Consider the following 23,123-nt stretch of genomic DNA (forward strand, 5'->3'; position numbering starts at 1 on the left):
TCAAAAGAGGAGAGAGGTGCGGATGAACGTGAGGACGGACCACAATGGGTCCGTCCCCTGACTGTTATAAAGCGTCTGAATGTTCGGCCAAGTAGTCAGCAACACCTTTAGGAGAGGCAATCATACCCGCTTGTCCTTTTTTCCAGCCAGCTGGACACACTTCACCTTTCTCTTCAAAGTATTGAACGGCATCAATAATACGTAACAATTCATCAATATTTCTGCCTATTGGTAAATCATTTACGATTTGTGAGCGCACAACACCGTTTGTATCAATCACAAATGCACCTCTGAAAGCGACGCCTGCAGCAGGATGTTCAACTCCATAAGACTGGCAAATACTATGGGTCATATCAGCTGCAAGAGTATAGCGAACCGGACCAATTCCACCGTTCTTAACGGATGTATTTCGATAAGCATTGTGTGTGAAATGAGAATCAATGGATACAGCAACCACTTCTACATTACGATGTTTGAACTCTTCCATACGATGATCTAAAGCGATTAATTCAGAAGGGCAAACAAAAGTAAAGTCTAGTGGGTAGAAAAACACCAAACCATATTTGCCTTTGATGTTCTCATGCAAATTAAATTTATCAACTATTTCACCATTTCCTAATACAGCAGCCACTGTAAAATCAGGTGCTTTACGACCAACTAATACACTCATTCTATGCTCTCCATTACTTAAAAGTAGGTACAAATACAAACATACGTAAAATTTGTCAACAGAAGCTATTATGCAGCAATTGCATCACGGAGCATAGGCTCTAATTCACCTTGTTGGAACATTTCAGCAATGATGTCCGAACCACCAACCAGCTCTCCCTTCACATAGAGCTGAGGAAACGTTGGCCAATCAGAGACTTGTGGTAACGTTTGGCGCACATCCGGATTAGCCAATACATCAACGTATGCGAAATCAACACCGCAAGCTTCAATACATTGTACTGCACGAGCTGAGAAGCCACACTGAGGCATTTTAGGAGTGCCTTTCATATAAAGAATTATTACATTATCCGCAATCTGTTTTTTAATTTTTTCAATTGTATCCACGTCTGCACCTTAACTCTAAAATAAAACTGTCATTATGGAGAAAACCTCCTAATGCCGCAACTTAGTAAAGCATCGAATTAACACTAATGGTCTAATATTATACACTCAAAACGTTTACATTGTAACAAAAACGACATTGAATATCATACTTATCCTGCTAAACTACCCAATTTACTAATACCTGTTATAAAACCTGGAGATAATTATGACATTTACCCTCCCACAATTGCCTTATGAATTAAATGATCTAGAACCGCATATATCAAAAGAAACGCTTGAGTACCACTATGGGAAGCACCATAACGCCTACGTGACTAACTTAAATAAATTAATCCCAGGAACAGAGTTTGAATCCATGTCCCTAGAAGATATTATTCTAAAGTCTAAGGGCGGGATCTTTAATAATGCCGCACAAGTATGGAACCATACCTTTTACTGGCATAGCATGAGTCCTAATGGCGGCGGTGAGCCTAAAGGAAAGATAGCGGAGGCCATCAACAAACACTTCGGATCATTTTCTGCATTCAAAGAACAATTCACACAAGCCGCGGCGACTACTTTTGGTTCTGGTTGGGCTTGGCTAGTTCAAGACCAGTCTGGGGATTTAAAAATCACCAGCACAAGCAATGCAGGAACCCCAATGACTGAAGGTTTAAAAGCCCTTTTAACGTGTGATGTTTGGGAGCATGCCTATTATATCGACTACCGAAATCGCCGCCCTGATTACATCGAAGGATTTTGGTCTTTAGTCAATTGGGAATTCGCCAACAGCAATCTTAAGTAAAAAGGATTTAAAGAGCACTTGAATAAGGTATGCATATATTTTAAGGAGATGTCATGGCTTTAATAACCAGCTATAACCCACTACCGATAACCTTTACCCATGGAGAGGGAGTATGGCTTTATGATGAACAGGGGAATAAATACCTCGATGGATTAAGTGGCATTGCCGTTTGTGGATTAGGTCACGCACACCCCGATGTGACTCGCACCATACAAGAGCAATCAGCAAAACTAATTCACACCTCCAATGTTTTTCATATTAAAGAACAAGAGCTTCTTGCAGAAAAATTAACATCCATGGCCAACATGGAACAAGTGTTCTTTGCAAACTCAGGGGCTGAAGCAAATGAGGCTGCCATTAAGCTAACTCGTCTCTACGGACATAAAAAAGGAATTGACACTCCATCAATCATTGTCATGGAAAAAGCGTTTCACGGCCGAACCATGGCTACACTCACTGCGTCAGGAAGCAGAAAAGTTCAAGCTGGTTTTGAACCTCTAGTCCCTGGATTTATTCGAGCACCTTTTAATGATATTGAGGCTATTCATACTATTGCTGCCAATAGAGAAGACGTAGTTGCTGTTATGGTTGAGCCCATTCAAGGAGAGGGCGGGATATTCCCCGCTGATGAGAGCTACTTACGCGCTTTAGCGACCCTATGCGAGCAAAATGATTGGATGCTAATACTCGATGAAATTCAAACAGGAAATGGAAGAACAGGGAAACTTTTTTCTTGCATGCATTACAACATCAAACCCGATGTATTAACTACCGCCAAAGGACTTGGTAACGGCATGCCAATTGGAGCATGTTTAATGAGCAAAAGGGCTACTAATCTATTTAAACCCGGGAACCATGGTTCTACCTTTGGCGGGAACTCTTTGGCTTGTGCTACGGCTTTAACCGTTTTGAATGTCATTGAACGGGATAAACTTTGTGAAAAAGTGGCTAAAAACAGTGCGCTACTAATGGATAAACTCATTAGCAACCTTGGAAAGCACCCCCATGTAAAAGCAATTCGAGGAAAGGGGTTTATGATTGGAATAGAACTTGATAGGCCTGCTAGTGACATCAGAGCGATTGGTTTGCAAAATAAGGTTTTATTCAATGTAACTGCTGAAACTGTGGTAAGATTATTGCCTCCTCTTATCATTAATGAGGAAGAGATTGACGAATTGGTTGTACGATTAACAAGATCTATTAATCAATTTACCAATCCTTAGACAAGCAAACGTGGCCTAGATGGAGGCGAAGCCATAAACAAGGTTTGCAATCTTTGCACGCAATGAAATCCTTGGTTATGGCTTACGCTGTACCAAAGTTTGTTTCTTTGCATTAGGACTAGACTTAGTAGTTACTTATCCCAAAATAAGTAGTATACAACGCTGAATACTCCCCACTCTGCTCTAGTTGTTCTAATGCTTGATTGACTTGTGCCATCAAGGAAGCATTTGACGGCAAGGACATTAAGCCAATCCCATCAGCAACTTTCATAGGATTTCCAAGCGCCTTAAATTGCTTGCTTTCATCAAGCACCCAATAATTGACTTCACCTCTATCTAAAAATGCAGCATCAATATTGCCTGAAGTTAAATTGGTCAGTAAGCTATCCAAATCATCGAAGATAACTACTTTAAATTGAGATTTATATTTATTGAGAAAAAAATTATAAAAAATACCTTGGTTTTGTTGTGCCTGTTCTCGTACCAACCCTATTTTGCTTCCTGCTGGTAAGTCATGTACGGATTTAATCCCACTGCTTTTCAATACTAAAAATTGCCCCTTACTTAACAAATAAGGAAAAGAATAAAGATAATCACCGTTTAATGCATTGGGCGATACATAAAAATCAATATTGTCCATAGCAAGGTCTATGCTGCCAGAGTCCAATGCTGAGAATAGTTTATTATAATCCATTCTCTTAAAGATACATTCTTGATTTAACTGATGACAAATGGATTTTACTAATTCAATTTCAAACCCTTGATTCAAAGAAATGACGTAAGGGGGATCAAACTCAACTGTTCCAACATTAATTACTGCATAACAAGGTGAGACAATCAATAAGAGAAAAACCAATCGGATGATCCCACTTCTGATTTTTGTCATATTCCCTCTCAACATAAATCCTTTATTAAATAATAGCATTATTAGGAAATAAAATGAGTCGCTCCCACAAAACAGACAGAAAGGAGTACGTTATGTTTCAATAGCTGACGTACGTGCATTCCTTGAAGACAAAGAAAGGCCAGAAAAGGTAGTTGAAGATAGTCTCCGCAAGAAAATGTAAGAAGCCATTGACACAGCAGGGGTTCTAAAAGAGCCTTTGTCTCCGAGTCTTTAATCGCTAGTCTTCACTAAATATTGTCTATAATTTGAATACGGTTCTCTTCAGTTTTCAAGCCATGAAATCGAATGAAGCCCAATTTAGTAGTCTAATACAAAGTCTTACCCAGATTGGGATAGCGCTTTCGACTGAGAAGAATCATTCTCGTTTACTTGAGTTGATTCTTATGAAGGCATTAGAAATTACAAATGCCGATGGTGGAACTTTATACACAAAAACGGACAATAAAACCTTAAAATTTGAAATCATGATCAACAAATCGCTAGGCATTCATATGGGTGGAACCAGCAAAACGCCCATTGGTTTTAGCGAACTCCCTTTATACGATGAACACGGAGATCCTAACTTTCATATGTTGGCACCATGGTCTGCCATCAATCGACAGACCATAAATCTTAAAGATGCTTACACAACAAGAAAGTTTGATTTATCGGGAACAAAGCAATTCGATAAAAAAACAGGTTACAAATCACAATCCTTCCTTACTGTACCCATGACCAACCACCTTAATGAAGTCATCGGAGTGCTACAGCTAATCAATGCGATTGATCCCTTAACAAATAAAGTCTCTTCTTTTTCGAAATTAAACCAAACTATTGTGGAATCTTTAGCTTCACAAGCCGCTGTTACAATAACCAACCGAGCTCTAATTAATGCCGAAAAAGAACTGTTTAATTCATTAATTCAACTGATTGCAAAAGCCATCGATGAAAAATCTCCTTATACGGGCCAACATTGCAGAAGAGTACCTGTGATTACCCTTCTACTCGCTAAAGCAGCTTGCGAAGTGGATAAAGGTCCATTAAAAGAGTTTACAATGACTGAAGATGAACTCTACGAGTTAGAGGTCTCCGCATGGTTACACGATTGTGGAAAAATCAGCATACCTGAATCAGTAGTTGATAAGGCAACCAAACTTGAAGAGATTTTTGACCGTATTCATCTTATCGATCTACGTTTTGAGCTGTTAATTCGAGATGCAATGATAGAATGTCTGCAAGATAAAATCCAAAAGCTAACGGGTAATCCGATTAACCTTCATGAAGAGCAATCTCTCCAAGAGAAAATTCAAGCCTTTTATAAGGAAAGAGCAATGATTAGAAAATGCAATCTTGGAAAAGAGCATATTCATCCAGAGGAGTTGGCTGCAATAAAAAACATATCTAAGCATAATTTAGTGAGCTCAGAGGGCAAAGTAGCACCTTTTCTATCAAAAAAAGAAATCCAAATGCTTGAAATAAACAGAGGAACACTTACCGTGAATGAACGTGAAATAATTAATAATCACGTCACTGTTACTATAAAAATGCTTGAATCATTGCCCTATCCTAAACATCTTAAAAGGGTTCCAGAGTTAGCAGGAAGTCACCATGAAAAAATGGATGGCTCTGGCTATCCTCGAGGATTAACCAAAGAGCAAATGTCCATTCCTGCGCGGATGATTGCCATCGCTGATGTTTTCGAAGCCTTAACGGCCAGCGATAGACCCTACAAAAAAGCGATGACTTTGTCCCGAGCTCTCAAGATCATGGGGCAAATGAAAGTAGATGGCCATATTGACCCTGATTTGTTCGATGTGTTCATAGAAGAAAAGGTTTACGAAACCTATGCCAAAGATTATTTGAATCCAAAGCTTGTGGATACTATTCAAGTGAATAAAATACCTGGATATCAAAAACTAGAATAAAAAGACCTGTCCCTTTTTTATAAACCCATGAAACCCGTCCTTTTTGGCATTGGGTAACTTCCCAGGATTATAATGATATAACCACATCTTTTTCTTAATATGGGTGGGCAATTTCATTAAATCAGAGTAATGTGCATGCACACCACTTTTATGCGGGCTGGTTTCGCAATCATGGAATATAATATCAGCCTCCTCATAAAATACCTTAAGCTGAGACGGAGCATTCTGTGTATCGGCAGTAAAAAATATCCTTTTATTATTGTAGTCAAACATAAAACCAAAGCTTGGCATCAACTCGTGATCGCTATAAAAATGAATAGTCTGTACTAACTTGAATTGAATGGAGTGCCACTCAAAGCCTTCGTATTGCTTAATTGGATGAACGTCAAAATACGTACTTAGTGATGCTCGGGTTTGAGTTATCGTGCTTAAACCACCCGCTAAACATTTTGACCAAAGATCATCGATTATTTTTTCTGAAGCAAAAATCGTTGGTTTGTGAGAATACTCTGGATCAAAATAGGTTGTTAAAGCAAACCACTCAACTCCTCCAGCATGGTCATTGTGCAAGTGACTGATGTATATATTTTTTATGTCTTTATAACAAAGCTTCTGATCTCTTAGGGAGTATTTTATATCAGTACCAGCATCCACCAATAAAGTGTCTTCATCAATTTGAAAAAGGATGTTTGAATGATAATTATCAGGCCCCAAGCCAAATGCCGATCCTGATCCTAAAAACACTATTTTTAGCGTCATTGCCCCTCCTGGCCAATCTAAATATCCTTAACTAGACGCAACTGTCAGATGGTAGGATACCAGATTACGAACAATCCCAAATCAGCAACCAAAAACAAAAAAAAAGAATTCTGTCTTACTTTAAGACTATGTTATGACAGTAAAATTGTCAAAATCAGAACTATTTTATTCTCTTTGCAAATCACGTAAAAATCGCCCTATTTTTTCCGCGTTATTTGTAAACAGCCAAGCAATTCCTCGATTTAACTCTCTGAACAACCCATTTTTAGTTTCAACAAAACCAACCCCATAAAGTTGATCAGCCTCCTTGAGTTGTTTGATTCGACTGTTTGTTAATAAAACATAATTTCCCAGCACTCCGCCAAAACCTTCATCAAGACTTATTTTACAATAGTTGCTCATATTATTGTGAACAGCAACTAACAGCTGTGAACGTTTTGGGAATGAACTGATGGATTGATAAATTACCGGATCCAAAGCCAAGAAATGAAAATCCTTGCAAGGGACTATAGGCTGCAAAACATCCTGAAGAAGAGCCTCATCATGAACCGTATGCTTTAGCTCAATGAGTAAGTGCATTGAATTAGAAAATCGACGAATCACTTCGGGTAATGTTGGAACTCCGGGAGCTATTTGCCTTAACTCCTCAAAAGTTAACTCTCGAATGTCTACTGGTTTATTCCACAAACGATGCAAAGTTGGATCATGATTTACAACAAAAACCTTATCTTTTGTTTGATGCACATCAAACTCTATCCCCCAACAACCTGCTTTTTCAGCTTGCTCAAAAGCTGCCATGGTGTTTTCAAGAATTCCTTTTCTATTGCAATGTGCTCCCCGATGAGCGATTAAAAGTGCATTATTTATGTTTTCCCTTGATGGATATGATCGGGGAACCATCGAGAAATAATAATCTATTGATTTTTCTAATATTTTTATAATCACAAGAAGTTACTGTTCCTTTAAAGATCGTCTAAACTATTAAAATACAACAATCATTCGTAAGCATTGACTAAAACAGGACTTACGAAAAACCCCAGGGTCGAAGCAAAACGTGTTTTTAATGCGGGAGTTTAAACTAAATGACCGAATTAAAAATACTTTTTAACAAAGTGATTGGGAGTTTTTCATAAGTCCTGTAAAAGATTAAAAAATCCATCCGTGAAAATCAATACAAGGAGTTTTGTCTATGGCAATAAAAATCGAAAAAAAGGGAAGGGATCTTTTACGGGATTCATTACTCAATAAAGGAACTGCATTTACTCCAGAAGAGCGTGACCAATTTTCCTTACATGGACTAATACCTGCATCTGTTGAAACATTGAAGCAACAGCTGTCACGCTGCCTAGATGCTTATAAGGCGAAAGAATCCCCCTTAGAAAAACACATTTATTTGCGTGCATTACAGGATCGAAACGAAGTTTTATTTTATCGTTTCATCATTGATAATTTGGTTGAGATATTACCCATTATATATACCCCTGTGGTTGGTCTAGCTTGTGAACAATTTTCGCATATTTACAGACAACCAAGAGGGCTATTTCTCAGTTATCCAGAGAAAGAGAAACTTGATAGCATCATCAAAAGAGTCGCCTCAGCAAGATCGATTAGCGTCATCGTAGTCACAGATGGAGAACGTATTCTTGGCTTAGGTGATCAAGGGGCAGGGGGTTTAGGGATTCCCATTGGAAAATTGTCGCTCTACACCAGCTGTGGGGGAATACATCCAGCCCAGACTTTACCCATCATTTTGGATGTTGGAACTAATAATCAAGAACGACTTAATGATCCTGAGTACATTGGATGGCGACACCCAAGGGTTACTGGTCAAGAATACGATGACTTTGTCGATTTGTTTGTTCAAAGCATAAAAAAACACATGCCCCATGTTTTATTGCAATTTGAAGATTTTGCACAGCAGCATGCGTATCCATTGCTTGAACGATATAAAGATCAACTGTGTACGTTTAATGATGATATTCAAGGCACTGCGGCTGTTGCTGTTTCGGCAATTTTAGCAGCGACTCGTGTTGCAAAATCACCGCTAAAGGACCAAAAGATTGCATTGTTAGGTGCAGGCTCAGCGGGATGTGGAATCAGTGAACAATTGGTTAGAGCAATGATGAATCAAGGACTTAAAGAATCAGAAGCACGATCTCGCTTTTACCTGGTAGATCGCTATGGGTTGCTCACTGAGAAGACCGAGAATTTATTACCCTTTCAAAAACCATTTGCACGCTCACTCGCTGCTGTAGAAAACTGGAAGTTGCAAAAGCAGGGCGAAATCAACTTATATGACGTTATTCAAAATGCACACCCAACAATTCTGTTAGGTGTTTCTGGTCAACCCAATCAGTTTTCCGAAGACATGATAAAAGTGATGGCTAGCTATTGCGATCGCCCCATTATTTTCCCCTTATCCAATCCGACATCGAGAGCTGAAGCCACTCCAAAAGATCTTTTGAATTGGACAAAGGGTAAAGCCTTGATTGCTACAGGCAGTCCCTTTGACCCTGTTACTATTAATGGTCATCACATTGAGATCGCTCAATGCAATAATTCATACATCTTCCCAGGGGTAGGTCTCGGGGTAGTGGCTGGAAAATCCAAGCGAGTCACTGATTTAATGATGATGGCAGCAGCCGTCGCCTTGAGTGAATTAGCTCCAGCAGTTGCAACTGGCGAGGGCCGGTTATTACCAGAACTACCCTTTATACGAGAAGTGAGTAAACACATTGCTAAAGCGGTCATCCTCCAAGGGATAAAAGAAGGTCATATTGCTCCAATGACGGAAACCGATATCGAATCAGCCATCAGTAAAACCATGTGGGATCCTAAGTATGATGACTATCTGAAGTAAGGAATCAGGTTTAATCCTACTCATATCCGCTTGCTGACGCGCGCGGCTCGGTTCACTCCTTACTGTGACTAGGATTTGATTCAGATAGCGAAGAAGGAACCGAGCCGCGCGCGTCAGCGAGCGAACCGTTGCGGGCCGTATAGAAGAACCTAAAGACACCGCTTAAGACAGCACCATTAGGCGAAGCACCCAAGCTTTGGTATAAATGCCCCATTTAAAAAACGAGTTGATTCCTCAGCCAAGAAGGAGTGGGCATTAGGAGCAGGGTTGAACAGCTAAAGCCGTTTAAATTTCCGATTTATGAAAATTAATGTTGATTTTTTATACTATTATTATTAGCCTTATTGATTGTTTTATTGATGTGATTGAATTGATATGTCCACAATTACCAACGATTTAAATCAAGCTATTCTTGATTTACAAGCAGGCAAGCTCGTAGCCATTCCAACGGAAACCGTGTACGGCTTGGCTGCTATTATTACCAATGAAGATGCCATTAAAGCCGTGTTTGAAATGAAACACCGCCCACTCAATCACCCTTTAATTATCCATATTGCTGAGAATCTAAACTTAGATGAGCTAGTGGAAGAAGTGCCTGAATATGCTCAACAACTGATTACAAAATTTTGGCCAGGGCCGCTTACCTTTGTATTTCAAGCAAAAAAAGGCAAAATAAATCCCTTGATTACGGGCGGCCAATCCACTGTAGCGATAAGGTGCCCTGACCACTCTCTTACGCAAAAGCTGCTAAGCAAGCTGAAGACTCCTGTAGTCGCGCCATCTGCAAACCCTTTTGGAAAAGTAAGTCCCACTACGGCTCAACATGTGCAAGAGTCATTTCCAGAGGAGGCGCTCACTATTCTTAATGGTGGTCGCTGCAACGTAGGAATCGAGTCTACTATCATCGATGCCACAGACCCCAACACCTATCAAATTTTACGACATGGGATGATCGATGAAAATGCGATTGCAAAAGTGGTGTCTACCCAATTTATAAACAGAGACAACTCGATTCGTGTACCCGGTAAACTTGAAAACCATTACCAACCTGAAAAGAATTTATATTATTTTGAGCATTATGAAGCACTTGCAGAATTTTGTCTGAACAGAGGGCGTGATGTGTACGTCATCGCCAGCCAAGAGCCTCCAGAAGTAGAACCAAAGCATTTTCATTTGCTTGCTAATAGTCCTGAAAAAGCCGCTTATGAATTGTATTTTCAATTGCGAGAAGCCGATGCATCCGATGCAATATGCATTGCAATAGAACTTCCACCAGAAACAAGCGAATGGCAAGGGGTTAGAGAGCGAATTTTAAAAGCTGGAATGCCATACTCCAGCTAAATAGTGATTGACAGCCACTTATAATTTGCGTACCTTAACGCTTTATGCCGAGGTGGTGGAATTGGTAGACACGCTAGCTTCAGGTGCTAGTGGGGGCAACTCCGTGGAGGTTCGAGTCCTCTTCTCGGTACCATTTAGACCCATTGAAACGCCCATGTTTTCTCCCATGCGAATGCTTCTACCGGCTATAAAATCAGCACTCCATTGTACATTATCACCCTCTGCAAATAGCAACACGACTGTAGAGCCTAGTTTGAAGTACCCCATTTCTTCTCCCTGGGACAACAGGCGATGTTTGAAGTCCTTGGGATAAACCACTTGTTTTGATTGATGACTACGATTGACATCTCCGCCCCAACTAGTACCAATTGCACCTACAATAGTTGCTCCAACCATAACCATGACCATGGGTCCAAGATGCGTCTGAAAATGAATGACTAAGCGTTCATTTCTAGCAAATAACTTAGGTATTACACGCGCTGTACTGGGCTGGACAGAAAACAATGCTCCTGGAACATAGCTCATTGAAAGGAGCTCTGCATCAACGGGCATATGAACACGATGGTAGTCTTTGGGGGATAAATACAACGTAGCAAATTTGCCATTAACAAATTGTTTTGCAGTGCTTTCGTCACACACCAAAAGCTCTTTTACGGAGTAATACTTTCCTTTGGCTTGCATCAACTGGCCTTCCTGAATGCTTCCGATTTCGCTTACACAACCATCCACTGGGCAAACAATATCTGCATCAGCTAAAGGTCTAGATTCTGGTTTTAAATGCCTTATAAAAAAATCATTAAAACAGGCAAACTCTTTGGGATTTTCAATCAATGCCTCTTTCATGTTTACACCATAGGTATTTATGAATTGTTCAATGATGTAATTTTTAAATTTTTCTTGTTTTACCTTGGCCAGACAACCAGCGATCATCGTTAACAGCTGTTTTGGAAGTAAATATTGAGGAAATGTTTTTATAAAATCTGAAGACATGCCTTGTTGCTCAATAAATAAAAAAACCATGATAACTCAAACGGCTTTGTATTGTCACACCAGTCTTACACATTCAGAACTGTCTTAGCTCTTTCCCCGGAAGTCTGGCGATGTGTGACTTCAACGGAATTTTTGTTTAAATCTTCTAAATATTTTGCTTTGTGCATCTCAGGATTATATTGCATGAATAAACGATATTCAGGTCGTTTTTGCAAGTCTTCCTGTTTAAGTACATCTTTTTGAATGGCTTCAACAATTTTATCAAACAAAATGGGGTTCAATGTAGAACTTGTTTTACCTTTAATAAACGCCATTGCTACTGCTTTTGATGGTGTAAAGTTTTTACAATAGCCCTCTATTTCGCTTCTTCTTGAGTTATATGACCACAGGTGAGCTTCATATTCTTTTAAGGAAGAATTTATCAATCCTTTAAATTTAGGTTTTTCTAACTTATCAAGCCACTCATACATCGTTTGATAGAATAATTTCACTCCTTCATCACTATAAAGGTGTATAAATCTCTTATCGTGTCGAGCAAAATCAACGGCAGATTTAGTAAATACTGCTATATCCGTTTTAAAAACACCGCTTTTAACGGCCGTTTGTATGCTGTTTATAGGATAGGTTTGTAAAACCAGCGGTGTAAAATGCTCTATAAGTAATGTATTTAATGCCCCAGTATCTTCTATGCCGGAAGTTAGAATATAAGCGAGTCGGTGATCACCTCTTTCATGTTCACTTGACTCCAAATATTTTCTAACTGGCTCTGCTCTATGACGTTTAGAGAGACTTTTGAAGGTTGGCGCATAATGTTTATCGATAATTTCATTGATGCGCTTGCCTAAATCCTCTGGCTTAAGACTTTTTGCCCAAAGGAATAAAGCGTCATTAAAACGACTCACAACGTCTTCATGGGTATGTGGAAGATCCGTTTTAACGCTGACCACTGAGTGAGCTTCCTTAATATGCTCATCCGTTGTAGTTAAGTGAAGCTCAAAATTAATTTGTTCTGTTAACTGCTTCAATCGGGCACTAATTAAATTAAACTCATTTGCTAGGGTACTTGTGTGTGCTAAGTTTTGTCTAATTTTGACATTATAGTCCAAATACAATTGGCTCAATTGCTTAGAAAACTCTACATTGTCCTCCTCAGTCAATTCACCTCTGTCTTTTTTATAATATTTCTTTGTTATTGCATGAAACTTATTAAAGAAGTCTGTGAGTAAAGCTAGGGCTGGACGTAGCTTACTCTCTTCATCAACCTGGATGTAAGGCGCCATTTCCTCAGCAGATAATTCAGGCATGGTGCCAAACAAATCCCATACACTGGTTAAGCTGTCATCATCTATTTTTTTGCCTTCAATTTGTCTTAATTCAATCTTTTCAGTTGACATCTTATTCAACAAATCATTGGTCAATCTTAATGTGCTATGCAGTAAATCTACAAATATAGGAGCATGAGAGTCTCTCCAAACTTGGTGATAGCGTTTCTGCAATTCTTTAAGGTTAAATTTAGAGCCGGAATCGTCATTGGCATATAGAGTACGGTTTTGAGTTTCAACCCACTCCACGATGTTCTTGTAAAAGGAGGGCTTTGAATACAATGTTGAACAAGTAGAGTCTAATCGCACCCCAAATCCGTTGTTCTCACAGCCCATATAAAAAACGACCACTCGATACAAATTATCGTAGTGCATTTGATAGATGTTCATCATAAAGTCTACAAAGGACTTTACGTTTGTTTTGTCATTGAATAGAGTTCCATGCTCTTTTTCATAGATGTCTCTTAGCTGAACATCAATTTCATCCAAAGAAGTGTAGTTTAATGTCAAGTCACCAAAAAGATCCGTTAAGCGTTTTCTCATCATCTCTGGTTGGTAAGTCAGCAAAGCCTTAAGTGCTGCTGCGAATTTTTGCTCATGTGCGATAGGCTCGTGCGCTAGTCTTTCAAATTGCGTTGGATCTGCATATGTTTTAGGTAGAACGAGTTTGGCGACTTTTTCCTGAACGGGAAAAAGTGTGGGTAATGTCTCCTGCCCGGGGTGCTCGTATGGCGGCCAATGATAAGGCTTTGCATCTTTAACATTCGGAAACCGCTCCCAGTCTTGAACGGTTAAAGCCACTCTGGTTTTTGGAACACCAATAACAGCTCGAGGCTTTTTTATGTGGATTGTAAGCCAATAGATAAACATATCGAAGTCAATATCACCAACAAGACTCATGTTGTGAGCATGACCATCATCGTCATCCAAAAACCACCTACCGAAAAGAATCTCCATGATGTTCTTTTCAATCAAGGTTTTGGTGCTTGGAATAACTTGTTCACGAGTATAGGTATCAAGAGGAATTGGCTCATTTGCGAAATTAAATGGCTTAAATCCCTCCACTCCAATCGATAAAGTACCTACAAGTTGATCTTCATCATCAAAAACCAGGCGTTCTTCAGCAGAGCGTTTGCCTTGAAAAATTCTCTTAAATAACGAAACTGCAACACTAATTTTTGCGAGTAATGCCGGATAACTACTCTTTGGATCAATTTTTTTATAAAAAGAAAGCTTCGGGATGCTGTTATCCGTAAACATCACTTTGTAAGTTTGATGAGAACCATCACTTAGCGCAGTACCTGCAGTTAGAAACTCCAGCTGACTTTCTCTTAAAGCCTTCTTAGGCAAACCCATATGAAATCCTTTGAGTCATCTCTTTCCATCTTATGCCTCATATTAAGCAGAAATTTTCAAGAAGTTCAAGTGTATTTTTCATACAAAATATCAATTCATCCAACTTATTTGTTGTAAAGCGCGTCTTTATGTGAGCAGAATGGGCTTAAAGGGCGAGTTTTCAGCGACTGGAGGAAAATAAGCGCAGTTTAATGCTTATTTTCCATAACTTAGGAAGTTAGTGTTGGAGCTGCTTCTTCAATGATGCTAGAAATATCTTTATGCAATGCTCTAATTTCCTCCCCCGTTTTGGTTTGAGTAAAAAACCAATAATTTCCTGTGTTTTTTTCCTTAATTTGATTGGCATATCCACCAGTGAAAGCAGTAATGAGTATATTTGCTAGAACAATTAATAGCAGTTCTAAGGGCTGTCTGATCTCTGGATCAACTATATTTAACGTTTCCATTTCAGCAACCTTTAACCGAGCCTTTAGAGCATCCGATGTGCCTTTAACTATTGCATCATAGGCAATACTGTATAAAGTTAATCGATAGTTGGTTTCAATTTTTTGCCAACCTGAACAAACGGAGTTATCTTTAGGTGACTGACTGAGTCGGTTGAGAGCAATCTTACATTCTTCTTCTACTTTCATAATCACTTGTCTGAAACGATGGGCATTGGGATCATTGTGTTTTCCAGCAAACTCAACCATTTCAGATTTAAGATTCAAAGTATGCAATTGCTTAAAGCAAATAAAGCGCTCACTTAACTCTTTAGCTAGGGCCAATAGATTAGGATCAGTAATTTTAGCAATTTCTGCCCCTTGAACAACAAACCCATTTGTAACCCCGATATGCAATAGTTGGATCAATTTCTTTCGGTATTCAGGATTAGGAATCTCAGCAATTCCTGGTAAAAATTGTCGAAGTATTCTCGCCTCTACACCATCTTCAATCAGAAACTGATAAACCTGTTTTGTCTTGCACTGATTCTCTTTTAATACCTTAAAGGAGTTGACCAACGAATTTAGCTCCTGTTCACTTAAGCGAGAAAGCTTCGTTTTTTTCAGACTATAGTTTCTAAATTCTTCTTGATAATGATGGAGTATAGACTCTACTAACTGGCGTTTGGGCTCAAGCATCAACCTCAATAAATCGTTAATGTGAATGTTGCCCGTAGAATCTAAAGCAATCAGAGTTTCTGCTAATAATGGATAAGCATTAAGTTCATCTACAATCCGCTTTAACTTCTCAGGATTAAGCCCTGGATCTTTTACCCAAAACACCAAGCACAATTTTCTTGCGCTTTCGTTATAGATGGAGTTAATTAACTTCAGTAACTCTCTTTTTTCAGGATTAGAAATTAATTTAGGGAACGCTTTTGTAAATTTTAACTCAAGAAGGGTATTGATCGATTTATAAAATGCTTCATCAAAAAGGATCGCCTGTATGTCGTCGAAGTGAAATTGTTGTTCAAATAAATAGGGAATGATTTTAATTTGTAAATCATCCCATATTAGTCCACTTAGTTTCCACACAATCTTGTTATCGGCAAGTATTGCTCGGTTCTTATCGAGGGATTTGGCCTCATACCACACAATAAGCATCTGGAGTTTTGCTTTGTAAAGCGCGATATTGCTCTCTTTGGGAAGAGCCTCAATTTCTTGTTGCAACTGACTATTGTCGGAGTTTAAATCCGCCAACATGGAAGGACTTACTCTCAGTTGCAATTCATTTATCAATTGCTGAATTGAGCTCTTCACTGAATGAATTCCCCCATTTGCTGCAGTCTTGTTATAAACAGTAAGTTGTGCTGACTTGATTGAACCATTATAAACATTGAATTAGGCCGATTTAATTTCTTATTGAGCACAAAATGTTGATATTATAACCAGGTATAGCTCAAAAATAAAGATTGATTTATACACCTTCAGAAGTAAACTCCACCTTTATTATCGCTTTGCGTATTTTTTGATTATAATACGCTGAAAATACTTGCAGGTTTAATACACGCATGAAATGCAACATCATTGGAGCCGGTCGCTTAGGAATGAACTTGGCCTATTCCTTATCCAAATCAAACTTGGTGTCTATTGAGTCAATTTGTAACACTTCGTTTTCTAGCTCTGTTCGCAGTTGTCAAAAATTGGGCGTTGGTACACCCGTACAATCTATTAAAGACCTTCCTGAGGCTAAAATCACTTGGGTAGTATGTAATGACGATTCAATTTCAAGCGTTGTTTCAGCACTGTCTGAAAACCAACAATTAAAAAGTGGAAGTTACGTCATTCATTGTAGCGGCGTGCTTAGCTCATCTGTTCTTGAACCATTGCGAAACCAAGGCTGTTTAATTGGAAGCTTTCATCCTCCTAAAGCATTTCAAGCTGAAATACTTGATGACAAAGCATTTAATCAAGTACTCGGTGTTATAGAAGGAGACGATGAGGTTCGCCAATGGCTTAACTCCACCTTCAACCAATTAGGTGCGCGGCTTCTGACGATTGAACCCAACGAAAAACCCATCTACCATGCTGCAGCTGTAGTTGCCTCCAATTATTTAGTCACATTGGCTTATTACAGTCAACAATTATTGCTAGAGGCTGGTATTGAAGAAAATGATTCGAAGTCCATGGTTGTGCAGTTAATGCAAAGTAGCCTCTCGAATTTGCAACAGAAACAGCTTGTAAAGGAGGCACTTACAGGTCCTCTAGTGAGAGGAGATCTTCACACCATTTCTAAGCACTTACACTGTATAAATAACAATGAAATACAGAAACTCTATAGAACCATGTCGATGGCTACATTACCGATGACCACTCTGTCCGATGGTCAAAAAGAGTCAATTATTAATGCATTATCAAGTGTAGTTTACGAAAAATAGTTTATCCGCTCCCTGACGGCTGAGGAATCGACTCCTATTATAGTGCCTCAACTCCTCTCTTCTCTGATTGTCAGTAGGCATAGGTTCTGCCCTTCGCCCAATGGCGCTGCCTTAACTAGCGTCATTCGTGAAAGCGGATAGTTCCGTATCCGCTTGCTGACGCGCGCGGCTCGGTTTCTTCTTTGCTGTCTGAATCAAATCCTAGTCACAGCAGGGAGTGAAACGAGCCGCGCGCGTCAGCAAGCGGGCCGATGCAGGCCAGATAGATGGACCTAATGACACCGCTTAAGGCCAGGCCATTAGGCGAAGCACCCGACCTTTGGTATAAATACCCCATTTTAAAAAATGAGTCGATTCCTGAGTCATGACGGTCGCGGCTCGTATTTGCTCAGTGCAAGCTGATTCGTAACCGTCAGTCAGGGAGCGGATAAACTATTTTTCCACAGGGGCTGTAACCTCTAACTCAGTGACATTCTGCAACCCTCTAGGTAAGCGATTCCCCCGTCGGCCTCTGTCACCCTTATAATGCAGTAGATCATCACCCTTTAACGTAAAATGTCGTTTACCAGCATGGACAGTTAGTGAGTCGTCTATGGACAAAACTTGAATAGCCACTACGTACTCTTCTCGTGTAGATGCTTTACTGGCAGGGATACTTATCAGTTTATTTCCTTTGCCTCTTGCTAGTTCAGGCAATTCGTGAATAGGAAATATCAATAAACGACCAACGTTTGTCGCGCAAGCAACCAATAAATCACTGTCCTTAGTTAATAATCGTGGCGGCAAAACATTGCTATTTTTCAAAAGCTTGATGCATGCTTTTCCATTGCGATTTTTTACATACAGATCAGAAATTTTTGCAACAAATCCATATCCTGCATCGCTTGCTAACAGTAGTTTTTGCTCGGGCTCTCCTCCAGAGATCGCTTGAAATAATACTCCTTCAGCAGGATTTAATTTGCCTGTTAATGGTTCACCTTGTCCACGTGCCGAAGGCAGCGAGTGACCTGGTAAAGAATATACTTTGCCTTCCTCATCAAAGAATAAGATTTGCTGGTTGGTTCGTGCAAATGCTTGTGCCTTGAACTCGTCACCAGCCTTGTAACTTAATTCTCTACCCTCTATATCATGTCCTTTCCCAGCACGAATCCAGCCATTTTTTGACAACACGACAGTGATTGGTTCATTGGGGAGAATATCCTCTTCTTTTAGTGCTTGAGCCTCTTCCCTGACTATTATCGGTGAACGTCTAGGATCACCAAACGCGTCTCTATCTCTAGCTATCTCTTCTTTTACTAATTTGCGTAAGAGTAGGTCGCTTGCTAATGTTTTTTGTAAACCATCCCTTTCTGCGCTAAGCTCATCCAACTCGCCTCTTAGTTTTATTTCTTCTAGTTTTGCTAAATGACGCAATTTCATATCTAGAATTGCCTCAGCCTGACGCTCTGATAAATTAAATCTAGACATCAAACTTTGCTTAGGATGCTCCTCTTCTCGAATAATCGCGATGACCTCATCAATATTTAAATAGGCAGTGATTAATCCTTCAAGAATATGAATACGTTCTAATACCTTAGCTAATCTAAACTCAAGACGCTTTCTTACTGTTATTAATCGATAGCTAAGCCACTCATTCAGTATGCAAAGCAAACCTTTTACCTTTGGCTTACCGTCTAGACCTATCATATTAAAATTAATGCGATAGCTTTTTTCAAGATCTGTAGTCGCAAATAAATGAGACATTAAACCATCAATGTCAACTCGATTTGATCGAGGAATAATAACAAGCCGAGTAGGGTGCTCATGGTCAGACTCGTCACGAAGGTCCTCAACCATTGGCAATTTCTTTTGCTGCATTTGCTGTGCAATTTGCTCAATAATTTTTGCTCCAGACACTTGATAGGGTAATGAGGTAATTACGATGTTTTGATCTTCTTGAATATATATGGCTCTCATTTTTATGGAGCCATTCCCTGATTCATACACCGCTTGGATTGTCTCTTGTGATGTAATTATTTCCGCTTCTGTAGGAAAATCTGGCCCTTTCACATAGTCGCAGATAGATTGCAGATCTGCCCGCGGGTTATCCAGTAAATGGATGCACGCATTAGCTATCTCAGTCAGGTTATGAGGCAAAATATCTGATGCCATTCCAACGGCTATTCCTGTTGCTCCATTCAGCAAAATATTGGGTAGACGGGCAGGGAGTAGAGATGGCTCTAGAAGAGTTCCGTCAAAATTATCGACCCAATCAACGGTGCCTTGTTGAAGCTCTTCCAGTAAGACCTCAGCGTATTTTGATAGCCTCGCCTCGGTATAGCGCATTGCGGCAAATGATTTTGGGTCATCCGGCGATCCCCAATTTCCTTGGCCATCAACAAATGGATATCGATAAGAAAATGGCTGCGCCATCAATACCATTGCTTCATAACATGCACTGTCACCGTGTGGATGAAATTTTCCAAGCACATCTCCAACTGTACGTGCAGATTTTTTATGTTTAGCAGTTGCCTTTAATCCTAATTCAGACATCGCATACACGATTCGTCTTTGAACAGGTTTTAATCCATCGGCAATGTGTGGTAACGCTCTGTCAAGAATGACATACATGGAATAATCTAAGTAGGCTTTCTCAGTAAACTCAGTTAGAGGCTTTTTTTCTATCACTTCAGTCATAACCTAATATTGGGTTAGTTTTATAATATGTTCATCGTAGTGAATACGATTGAACAATGCAAAGGTATTTTACCAGAATACTCATCATGATAGAAATCTACCCATAATGTTGCCTGTGCATAACTTTTAATTACATACAAGCGCCTCATGGTTTTATATTTTAACTTATTGAAAATATTATGTTTTTAGCGTTCTGCTTTACAATTAGAATTTATTATCTGTGGATAACTTTGTGAATTAGATCTTGATAGAGTGATGTAAGTGTATGTATTTTAATGAGTTAAGCCCAGTATAAATTCATACTTGGGCTTTTAGGGGTACTACTTTATCTTCTTTCTCACTTTTTGAATTGCTCTAATTTGAGCGACAGCACGAGCAAGCTCTGCTGCAGCTAAAGAGTAATCAATTTCTCCGCTCTTGTTCGCTATAGCGGCTTCGGCTTTAGCTTTTGCGCTTAGTGCTGCAGCTTCATCTAGATGATCAGCCCTTTCAACAACATCAGCAAGAACCGTAACGCAATGGGGTTGAACCTCTAACATTCCACCTTGTACGTAATACACTTCTTCAGCACCACCTTGCAAGGTCAATCTGATCTCACCAGGTCTCAAAACAGTTAGTAATGGTGCATGACCAGGTACTATACCGACTTCACCAAGCTCCCCAGTAGCAACCACCATCTCTACTAAACCAGAGAAAATTTCTCTTTCAGCACTGACGATGTCCAAGTGCGTTGTAATAGTCATGTCATCTTGCCTCATAAAGTTTTCGCTTTTGCAATTGCTTCCTCTATGCTGCCAACCATATAAAATGCTTGCTCAGGCAAATCGTCGTATTCACCAGCAAGAATTCCTTGGAATCCTTTAATAGTGTCTTTTAATGACACGTATTTTCCTGGAGAGCCGGTAAATACTTCTGCAACGAAGAAAGGTTGTGATAAGAAGCGTTGGATTTTACGAGCTCTTGTTACAACTCGTTTGTCTTCTTCTGACAATTCGTCCATACCTAGAATTGCGATAATGTCTTTCAACTCTTTATATCGTTGTAGTGTCTGTTGTACTCGACGAGCTGTGTCATAGTGCTCTTGTCCAACGACTAAAGGATCAAGCTGACGAGATGTTGAATCGAGTGGGTCCACAGCTGGATAAATACCTAATTCAGCGATTTGACGAGACAGAACGACTGTCGCATCCAAGTGAGCAAACGTTGTTGCGGGTGAGGGGTCAGTCAAGTCATCTGCTGGAACATACACAGCTTGAATTGAGGTGATCGAACCAGTCTTTGTTGATGTAATACGCTCTTGCAACATCCCCATTTCTTCAGCTAATGTTGGTTGATAACCCACTGCTGAAGGCATACGTCCTAATAATGCAGATACTTCAACCCCTGCTAAAGTGTAGCGATAAATATTATCGATAAACAACAAAACATCACGGCCTTCATCACGGAATTTTTCAGCCATTGTTAGTCCAGTTAGAGCAACTCTTAATCGGTTTCCTGGTGGCTCATTCATTTGTCCATAAACCAATGATACTTTATCAAGTACATTAGATTCTTTCATTTCGTGATAGAAGTCATTACCTTCCCTTGTTCTCTCTCCTACTCCAGCAAATACAGAGTATCCACTGTGTTCGATAGCAATGTTGCGGATGAGCTCCATCATGTTTACAGTTTTACCCACTCCTGCACCACCGAACAAGCCAACCTTTCCACCCTTTGCGAAAGGACAAAGTAAGTCAATAACCTTAATACCAGTTTCTAATAACTCCTGACTACCTGCTTGTTCTTCATAGCTTGGTGCCTTTCTATGAATGGCCCACTCTTCTTCGGCTTCAATTGGACCAGCATCATCAACCGGACGTCCAAGTACGTCCATGATACGGCCAAGCGTCTTTTTACCAACAGGGACTTGTATAGGATGGCCAGTATTATGTGCTTTAAGACCACGCTTTAAACCGTCTGTGGTACCCATAGCAATTGTGCGGACGACACCATCTCCAAGCTGTTGCTGAACTTCAAACACTAAGTCACTGTCTGCCAACTTTAGTGCATCGTTTACTTTAGGCACGTTGTCACGCGGGAATTCGACGTCTACTACCGCACCAATTACTTCTACTACAGTTCCTAAGCTCATTCTATACCCTCTTATAAAGCGGCTGCGCCACCGACAATTTCTGCTAACTCTTGAGTAATTGCAGCTTGTCGGGCTTTGTTATAAGCCAATTGAAATTCTTTAATTAACTCTCCAGCATTATCCGTTGCGCTCTTCATAGCAATCATTTTTGCTGCTTGTTCGCAAGCAATGTTTTCAACAACTGCTTGATACACCTGCAACTCAATGTATCGTTCTAGGATCTCATCCAGCAGATCCTTTGCTTCAGGTTCGTAGATATAGTCCCAATGATGTCCCATTGTTTTTACATCTTCCTCTGATTTTGGCAATGGCAATAGTTGTTTTACTGTAGGTTTCTGGGTCATTGTGTTTATGAATTCGTTATAAACAATATGTAAAGAATCCAAGTTTCCACCATAGTAAGAATCAAGCATGATTTTTACTATCCCAATTAGATCATTAATGCTTGGTGTATCGCCTAAATGATCGACTGAGCCCACTACGTTGCCGCCTATTCTTCGAAAAAACGCCTGGCCTTTTTTTCCAATGAGAGCGATATCTACAGCCTTTCCTTGCTCTTGCCAACCACGGATTGTACGTAGCGTTTCTCGAAATAAATTTGAATTGAGTCCGCCACAAAGACCCCTATCGGTGGAAACTACAATAATTCCTATTCGCTTGATTTCTCGCTCATTCATAAAAGGATGGCGGTACTCAGAATTTGATCGCGCAATATGTTTGATTACTTCATAAATTTTGCTCGCGTAAGGCTTTGATGCACGCATTCTTTCTTGTGTTTTACGCATCTTACTTGCTGCCACCATCTCCATCGCACGAGTAATCTTTCGAGTTTTATTGATGCTCGAAATTTTGGTTCGGATTTCTTTTGCTCCAGCCATTTCTCTTTGCCTTATCTATTTTATAGGCCGCAACTTTTGCAGGTCACGGCCATTTCTAGCTTATGTATCAAGTTCA

The 23,123-nt window shown here is 39.7% G+C and carries 17 protein-coding genes, 1 tRNA gene and 1 pseudogene; 7 read left to right on the plus strand and 12 right to left on the minus strand.

Annotation, left to right across the window (positions count from 1 at the left end; genetic code table 11):
* Positions 1-64: 64 nt before the first annotated feature.
* Complete coding sequence (locus tag Lwal_RS10810) at positions 65-670, minus strand: peroxiredoxin (protein ID WP_058480808.1); 606 nt, start codon at positions 668-670, stop codon at positions 65-67.
* A gap of 68 nt (positions 671-738) precedes the next feature.
* Complete coding sequence (gene grxD / locus Lwal_RS10815) at positions 739-1,056, minus strand: Grx4 family monothiol glutaredoxin (protein WP_058480809.1); 318 nt, start codon at positions 1,054-1,056, stop codon at positions 739-741.
* Positions 1,057-1,261: 205 nt separating this feature from the next.
* On the opposite strand from grxD, the gene sodB reads away from it, so the two are divergent.
* Complete coding sequence (sodB, locus tag Lwal_RS10820) at positions 1,262-1,840, plus strand: superoxide dismutase [Fe] (protein WP_058480810.1); 579 nt, start codon at positions 1,262-1,264, stop codon at positions 1,838-1,840.
* A gap of 53 nt (positions 1,841-1,893) precedes the next feature.
* Positions 1,894-3,063 (plus strand): aspartate aminotransferase family protein, encoded by a 1,170-nt coding sequence (locus tag Lwal_RS10825; protein WP_058480811.1) that lies wholly within the window; start codon positions 1,894-1,896, stop codon positions 3,061-3,063.
* 124 nt (positions 3,064-3,187) lie between these two features.
* Here the strand turns inward: Lwal_RS10825 and Lwal_RS10830 are convergent, their stop codons facing one another.
* A complete protein-coding gene (locus Lwal_RS10830) occupies positions 3,188-3,949 on the minus strand; it encodes a transporter substrate-binding domain-containing protein (RefSeq protein ID WP_058480812.1) in 762 nt (253 codons plus the stop codon).
* Positions 3,950-4,245: 296 nt separating this feature from the next.
* Here Lwal_RS10830 and Lwal_RS10835 point away from each other — a divergent pair, with 296 nt between their 5' ends.
* Positions 4,246-5,874 carry an HD domain-containing phosphohydrolase gene (locus Lwal_RS10835; protein WP_058480813.1) on the plus strand — a complete coding sequence of 543 codons (1,629 nt, stop codon included), beginning with the start codon at positions 4,246-4,248 and terminating at the stop codon, positions 5,872-5,874.
* Here the strand turns inward: Lwal_RS10835 and Lwal_RS10840 are convergent.
* Positions 5,866-6,633, minus strand: coding sequence for an MBL fold metallo-hydrolase (locus Lwal_RS10840; protein WP_058480814.1), 768 nt, complete (start codon positions 6,631-6,633; stop codon positions 5,866-5,868). The two genes, Lwal_RS10835 and Lwal_RS10840, sit on opposite strands and share 9 nt — an antisense overlap.
* 165 nt (positions 6,634-6,798) lie before the next feature.
* On the minus strand, positions 6,799-7,578 hold the full coding sequence (locus Lwal_RS10845; protein WP_058480815.1) for a glycerophosphodiester phosphodiesterase: 780 nt from the start codon (positions 7,576-7,578) through the stop codon (positions 6,799-6,801).
* Between the two features lie 244 nt (positions 7,579-7,822).
* Between Lwal_RS10845 and Lwal_RS10850 the strand changes: the two genes are divergently transcribed.
* The 3 genes from Lwal_RS10850 (at position 7,823) to Lwal_RS10860 (ending at position 10,967) form a co-directional block, all read left to right on the plus strand.
* Positions 7,823-9,493, plus strand: coding sequence for an NAD-dependent malic enzyme (locus tag Lwal_RS10850; RefSeq protein WP_058480816.1), 1,671 nt, complete (start codon positions 7,823-7,825; stop codon positions 9,491-9,493).
* Positions 9,494-9,868: 375 nt separating this feature from the next.
* Complete coding sequence (locus Lwal_RS10855; RefSeq protein ID WP_058480817.1) at positions 9,869-10,834, plus strand: L-threonylcarbamoyladenylate synthase; 966 nt, start codon at positions 9,869-9,871, stop codon at positions 10,832-10,834.
* 46 nt (positions 10,835-10,880) lie between these two features.
* A tRNA-Leu gene (locus Lwal_RS10860) sits at positions 10,881-10,967 on the plus strand.
* A 14-nt stretch (positions 10,968-10,981) separates the two neighbouring features.
* Here the strand turns inward: Lwal_RS10860 and asd are convergent.
* The 3 genes and pseudogenes from asd to Lwal_RS10875 all read right to left on the minus strand — a co-directional run.
* Positions 10,982-11,824, minus strand: a pseudogene (gene asd, locus Lwal_RS10865) (archaetidylserine decarboxylase); the annotation flags it as partial.
* A gap of 65 nt (positions 11,825-11,889) precedes the next feature.
* Positions 11,890-14,502: a hypothetical protein gene (locus tag Lwal_RS10870; RefSeq protein WP_058480818.1), complete on the minus strand. Its 2,613-nt coding sequence runs from the start codon at positions 14,500-14,502 to the stop codon at positions 11,890-11,892.
* A 209-nt stretch (positions 14,503-14,711) separates the two neighbouring features.
* Entirely contained in the window at positions 14,712-16,244 is a 1,533-nt protein-coding gene (locus Lwal_RS10875) for a hypothetical protein (protein ID WP_083500083.1), read from the minus strand.
* 251 nt (positions 16,245-16,495) lie between these two features.
* On the opposite strand from Lwal_RS10875, the gene Lwal_RS10880 reads away from it, so the two are divergent.
* Positions 16,496-17,362: a Rossmann-like and DUF2520 domain-containing protein gene (locus Lwal_RS10880; RefSeq protein ID WP_058480819.1), complete on the plus strand. Its 867-nt coding sequence runs from the start codon at positions 16,496-16,498 to the stop codon at positions 17,360-17,362.
* A gap of 432 nt (positions 17,363-17,794) precedes the next feature.
* Here the strand turns inward: Lwal_RS10880 and parC are convergent, their stop codons facing one another.
* From parC to atpG, 4 genes are all read right to left on the minus strand, one after another.
* Positions 17,795-20,038: a DNA topoisomerase IV subunit A gene (parC, locus tag Lwal_RS10885; RefSeq protein ID WP_058480820.1), complete on the minus strand. Its 2,244-nt coding sequence runs from the start codon at positions 20,036-20,038 to the stop codon at positions 17,795-17,797.
* A gap of 320 nt (positions 20,039-20,358) precedes the next feature.
* Positions 20,359-20,781 carry a F0F1 ATP synthase subunit epsilon gene (locus Lwal_RS10890; protein WP_058481005.1) on the minus strand — a complete coding sequence of 141 codons (423 nt, stop codon included), beginning with the start codon at positions 20,779-20,781 and terminating at the stop codon, positions 20,359-20,361.
* Between the two features lie 11 nt (positions 20,782-20,792).
* Entirely contained in the window at positions 20,793-22,169 is a 1,377-nt protein-coding gene (atpD, locus tag Lwal_RS10895; protein WP_058480821.1) for a F0F1 ATP synthase subunit beta, read from the minus strand.
* An 11-nt stretch (positions 22,170-22,180) separates the two neighbouring features.
* The gene (gene atpG, locus Lwal_RS10900; protein ID WP_058480822.1) at positions 22,181-23,047 is read right to left on the minus strand and encodes a F0F1 ATP synthase subunit gamma; all 867 of its coding nucleotides are present in this window, start codon (positions 23,045-23,047) and stop codon (positions 22,181-22,183) included.
* Positions 23,048-23,123: the final 76 nt, after the last annotated feature.

Source organism: Legionella waltersii (assembly GCF_001468085.1).
GTDB lineage: Bacteria > Pseudomonadota > Gammaproteobacteria > Legionellales > Legionellaceae > Legionella > Legionella waltersii.

Excerpts from the sequence above, each read along its gene's own strand:
- atpD (WP_058480821.1), bottom strand. The coding sequence starts at position 22,169 with ATGAGCTTAGGAACTGTAGTAGAAGTAATTGGTGCGGTAGTAGACGTC.
- Lwal_RS10850 (WP_058480816.1), top strand. The coding sequence starts at position 7,823 with ATGGCAATAAAAATCGAAAAAAAGGGAAGGGATCTTTTACGGGATTCA.
- Lwal_RS10870 (WP_058480818.1), bottom strand. The coding sequence starts at position 14,502 with ATGGGTTTGCCTAAGAAGGCTTTAAGAGAAAGTCAGCTGGAGTTTCTA.
- sodB (WP_058480810.1), top strand. The coding sequence starts at position 1,262 with ATGACATTTACCCTCCCACAATTGCCTTATGAATTAAATGATCTAGAA.
- Lwal_RS10825 (WP_058480811.1), top strand. The coding sequence starts at position 1,894 with ATGGCTTTAATAACCAGCTATAACCCACTACCGATAACCTTTACCCAT.
- parC (WP_058480820.1), bottom strand. The coding sequence starts at position 20,038 with ATGACTGAAGTGATAGAAAAAAAGCCTCTAACTGAGTTTACTGAGAAA.
- Lwal_RS10855 (WP_058480817.1), top strand. The coding sequence starts at position 9,869 with ATGTCCACAATTACCAACGATTTAAATCAAGCTATTCTTGATTTACAA.
- Lwal_RS10890 (WP_058481005.1), bottom strand. The coding sequence starts at position 20,781 with ATGACTATTACAACGCACTTGGACATCGTCAGTGCTGAAAGAGAAATT.
- Lwal_RS10810 (WP_058480808.1), bottom strand. The coding sequence starts at position 670 with ATGAGTGTATTAGTTGGTCGTAAAGCACCTGATTTTACAGTGGCTGCT.
- Lwal_RS10835 (WP_058480813.1), top strand. The coding sequence starts at position 4,246 with ATGAAATCGAATGAAGCCCAATTTAGTAGTCTAATACAAAGTCTTACC.
- Lwal_RS10840 (WP_058480814.1), bottom strand. The coding sequence starts at position 6,633 with ATGACGCTAAAAATAGTGTTTTTAGGATCAGGATCGGCATTTGGCTTG.
- atpG (WP_058480822.1), bottom strand. The coding sequence starts at position 23,047 with ATGGCTGGAGCAAAAGAAATCCGAACCAAAATTTCGAGCATCAATAAA.
- Lwal_RS10880 (WP_058480819.1), top strand. The coding sequence starts at position 16,496 with ATGAAATGCAACATCATTGGAGCCGGTCGCTTAGGAATGAACTTGGCC.
- Lwal_RS10830 (WP_058480812.1), bottom strand. The coding sequence starts at position 3,949 with ATGACAAAAATCAGAAGTGGGATCATCCGATTGGTTTTTCTCTTATTG.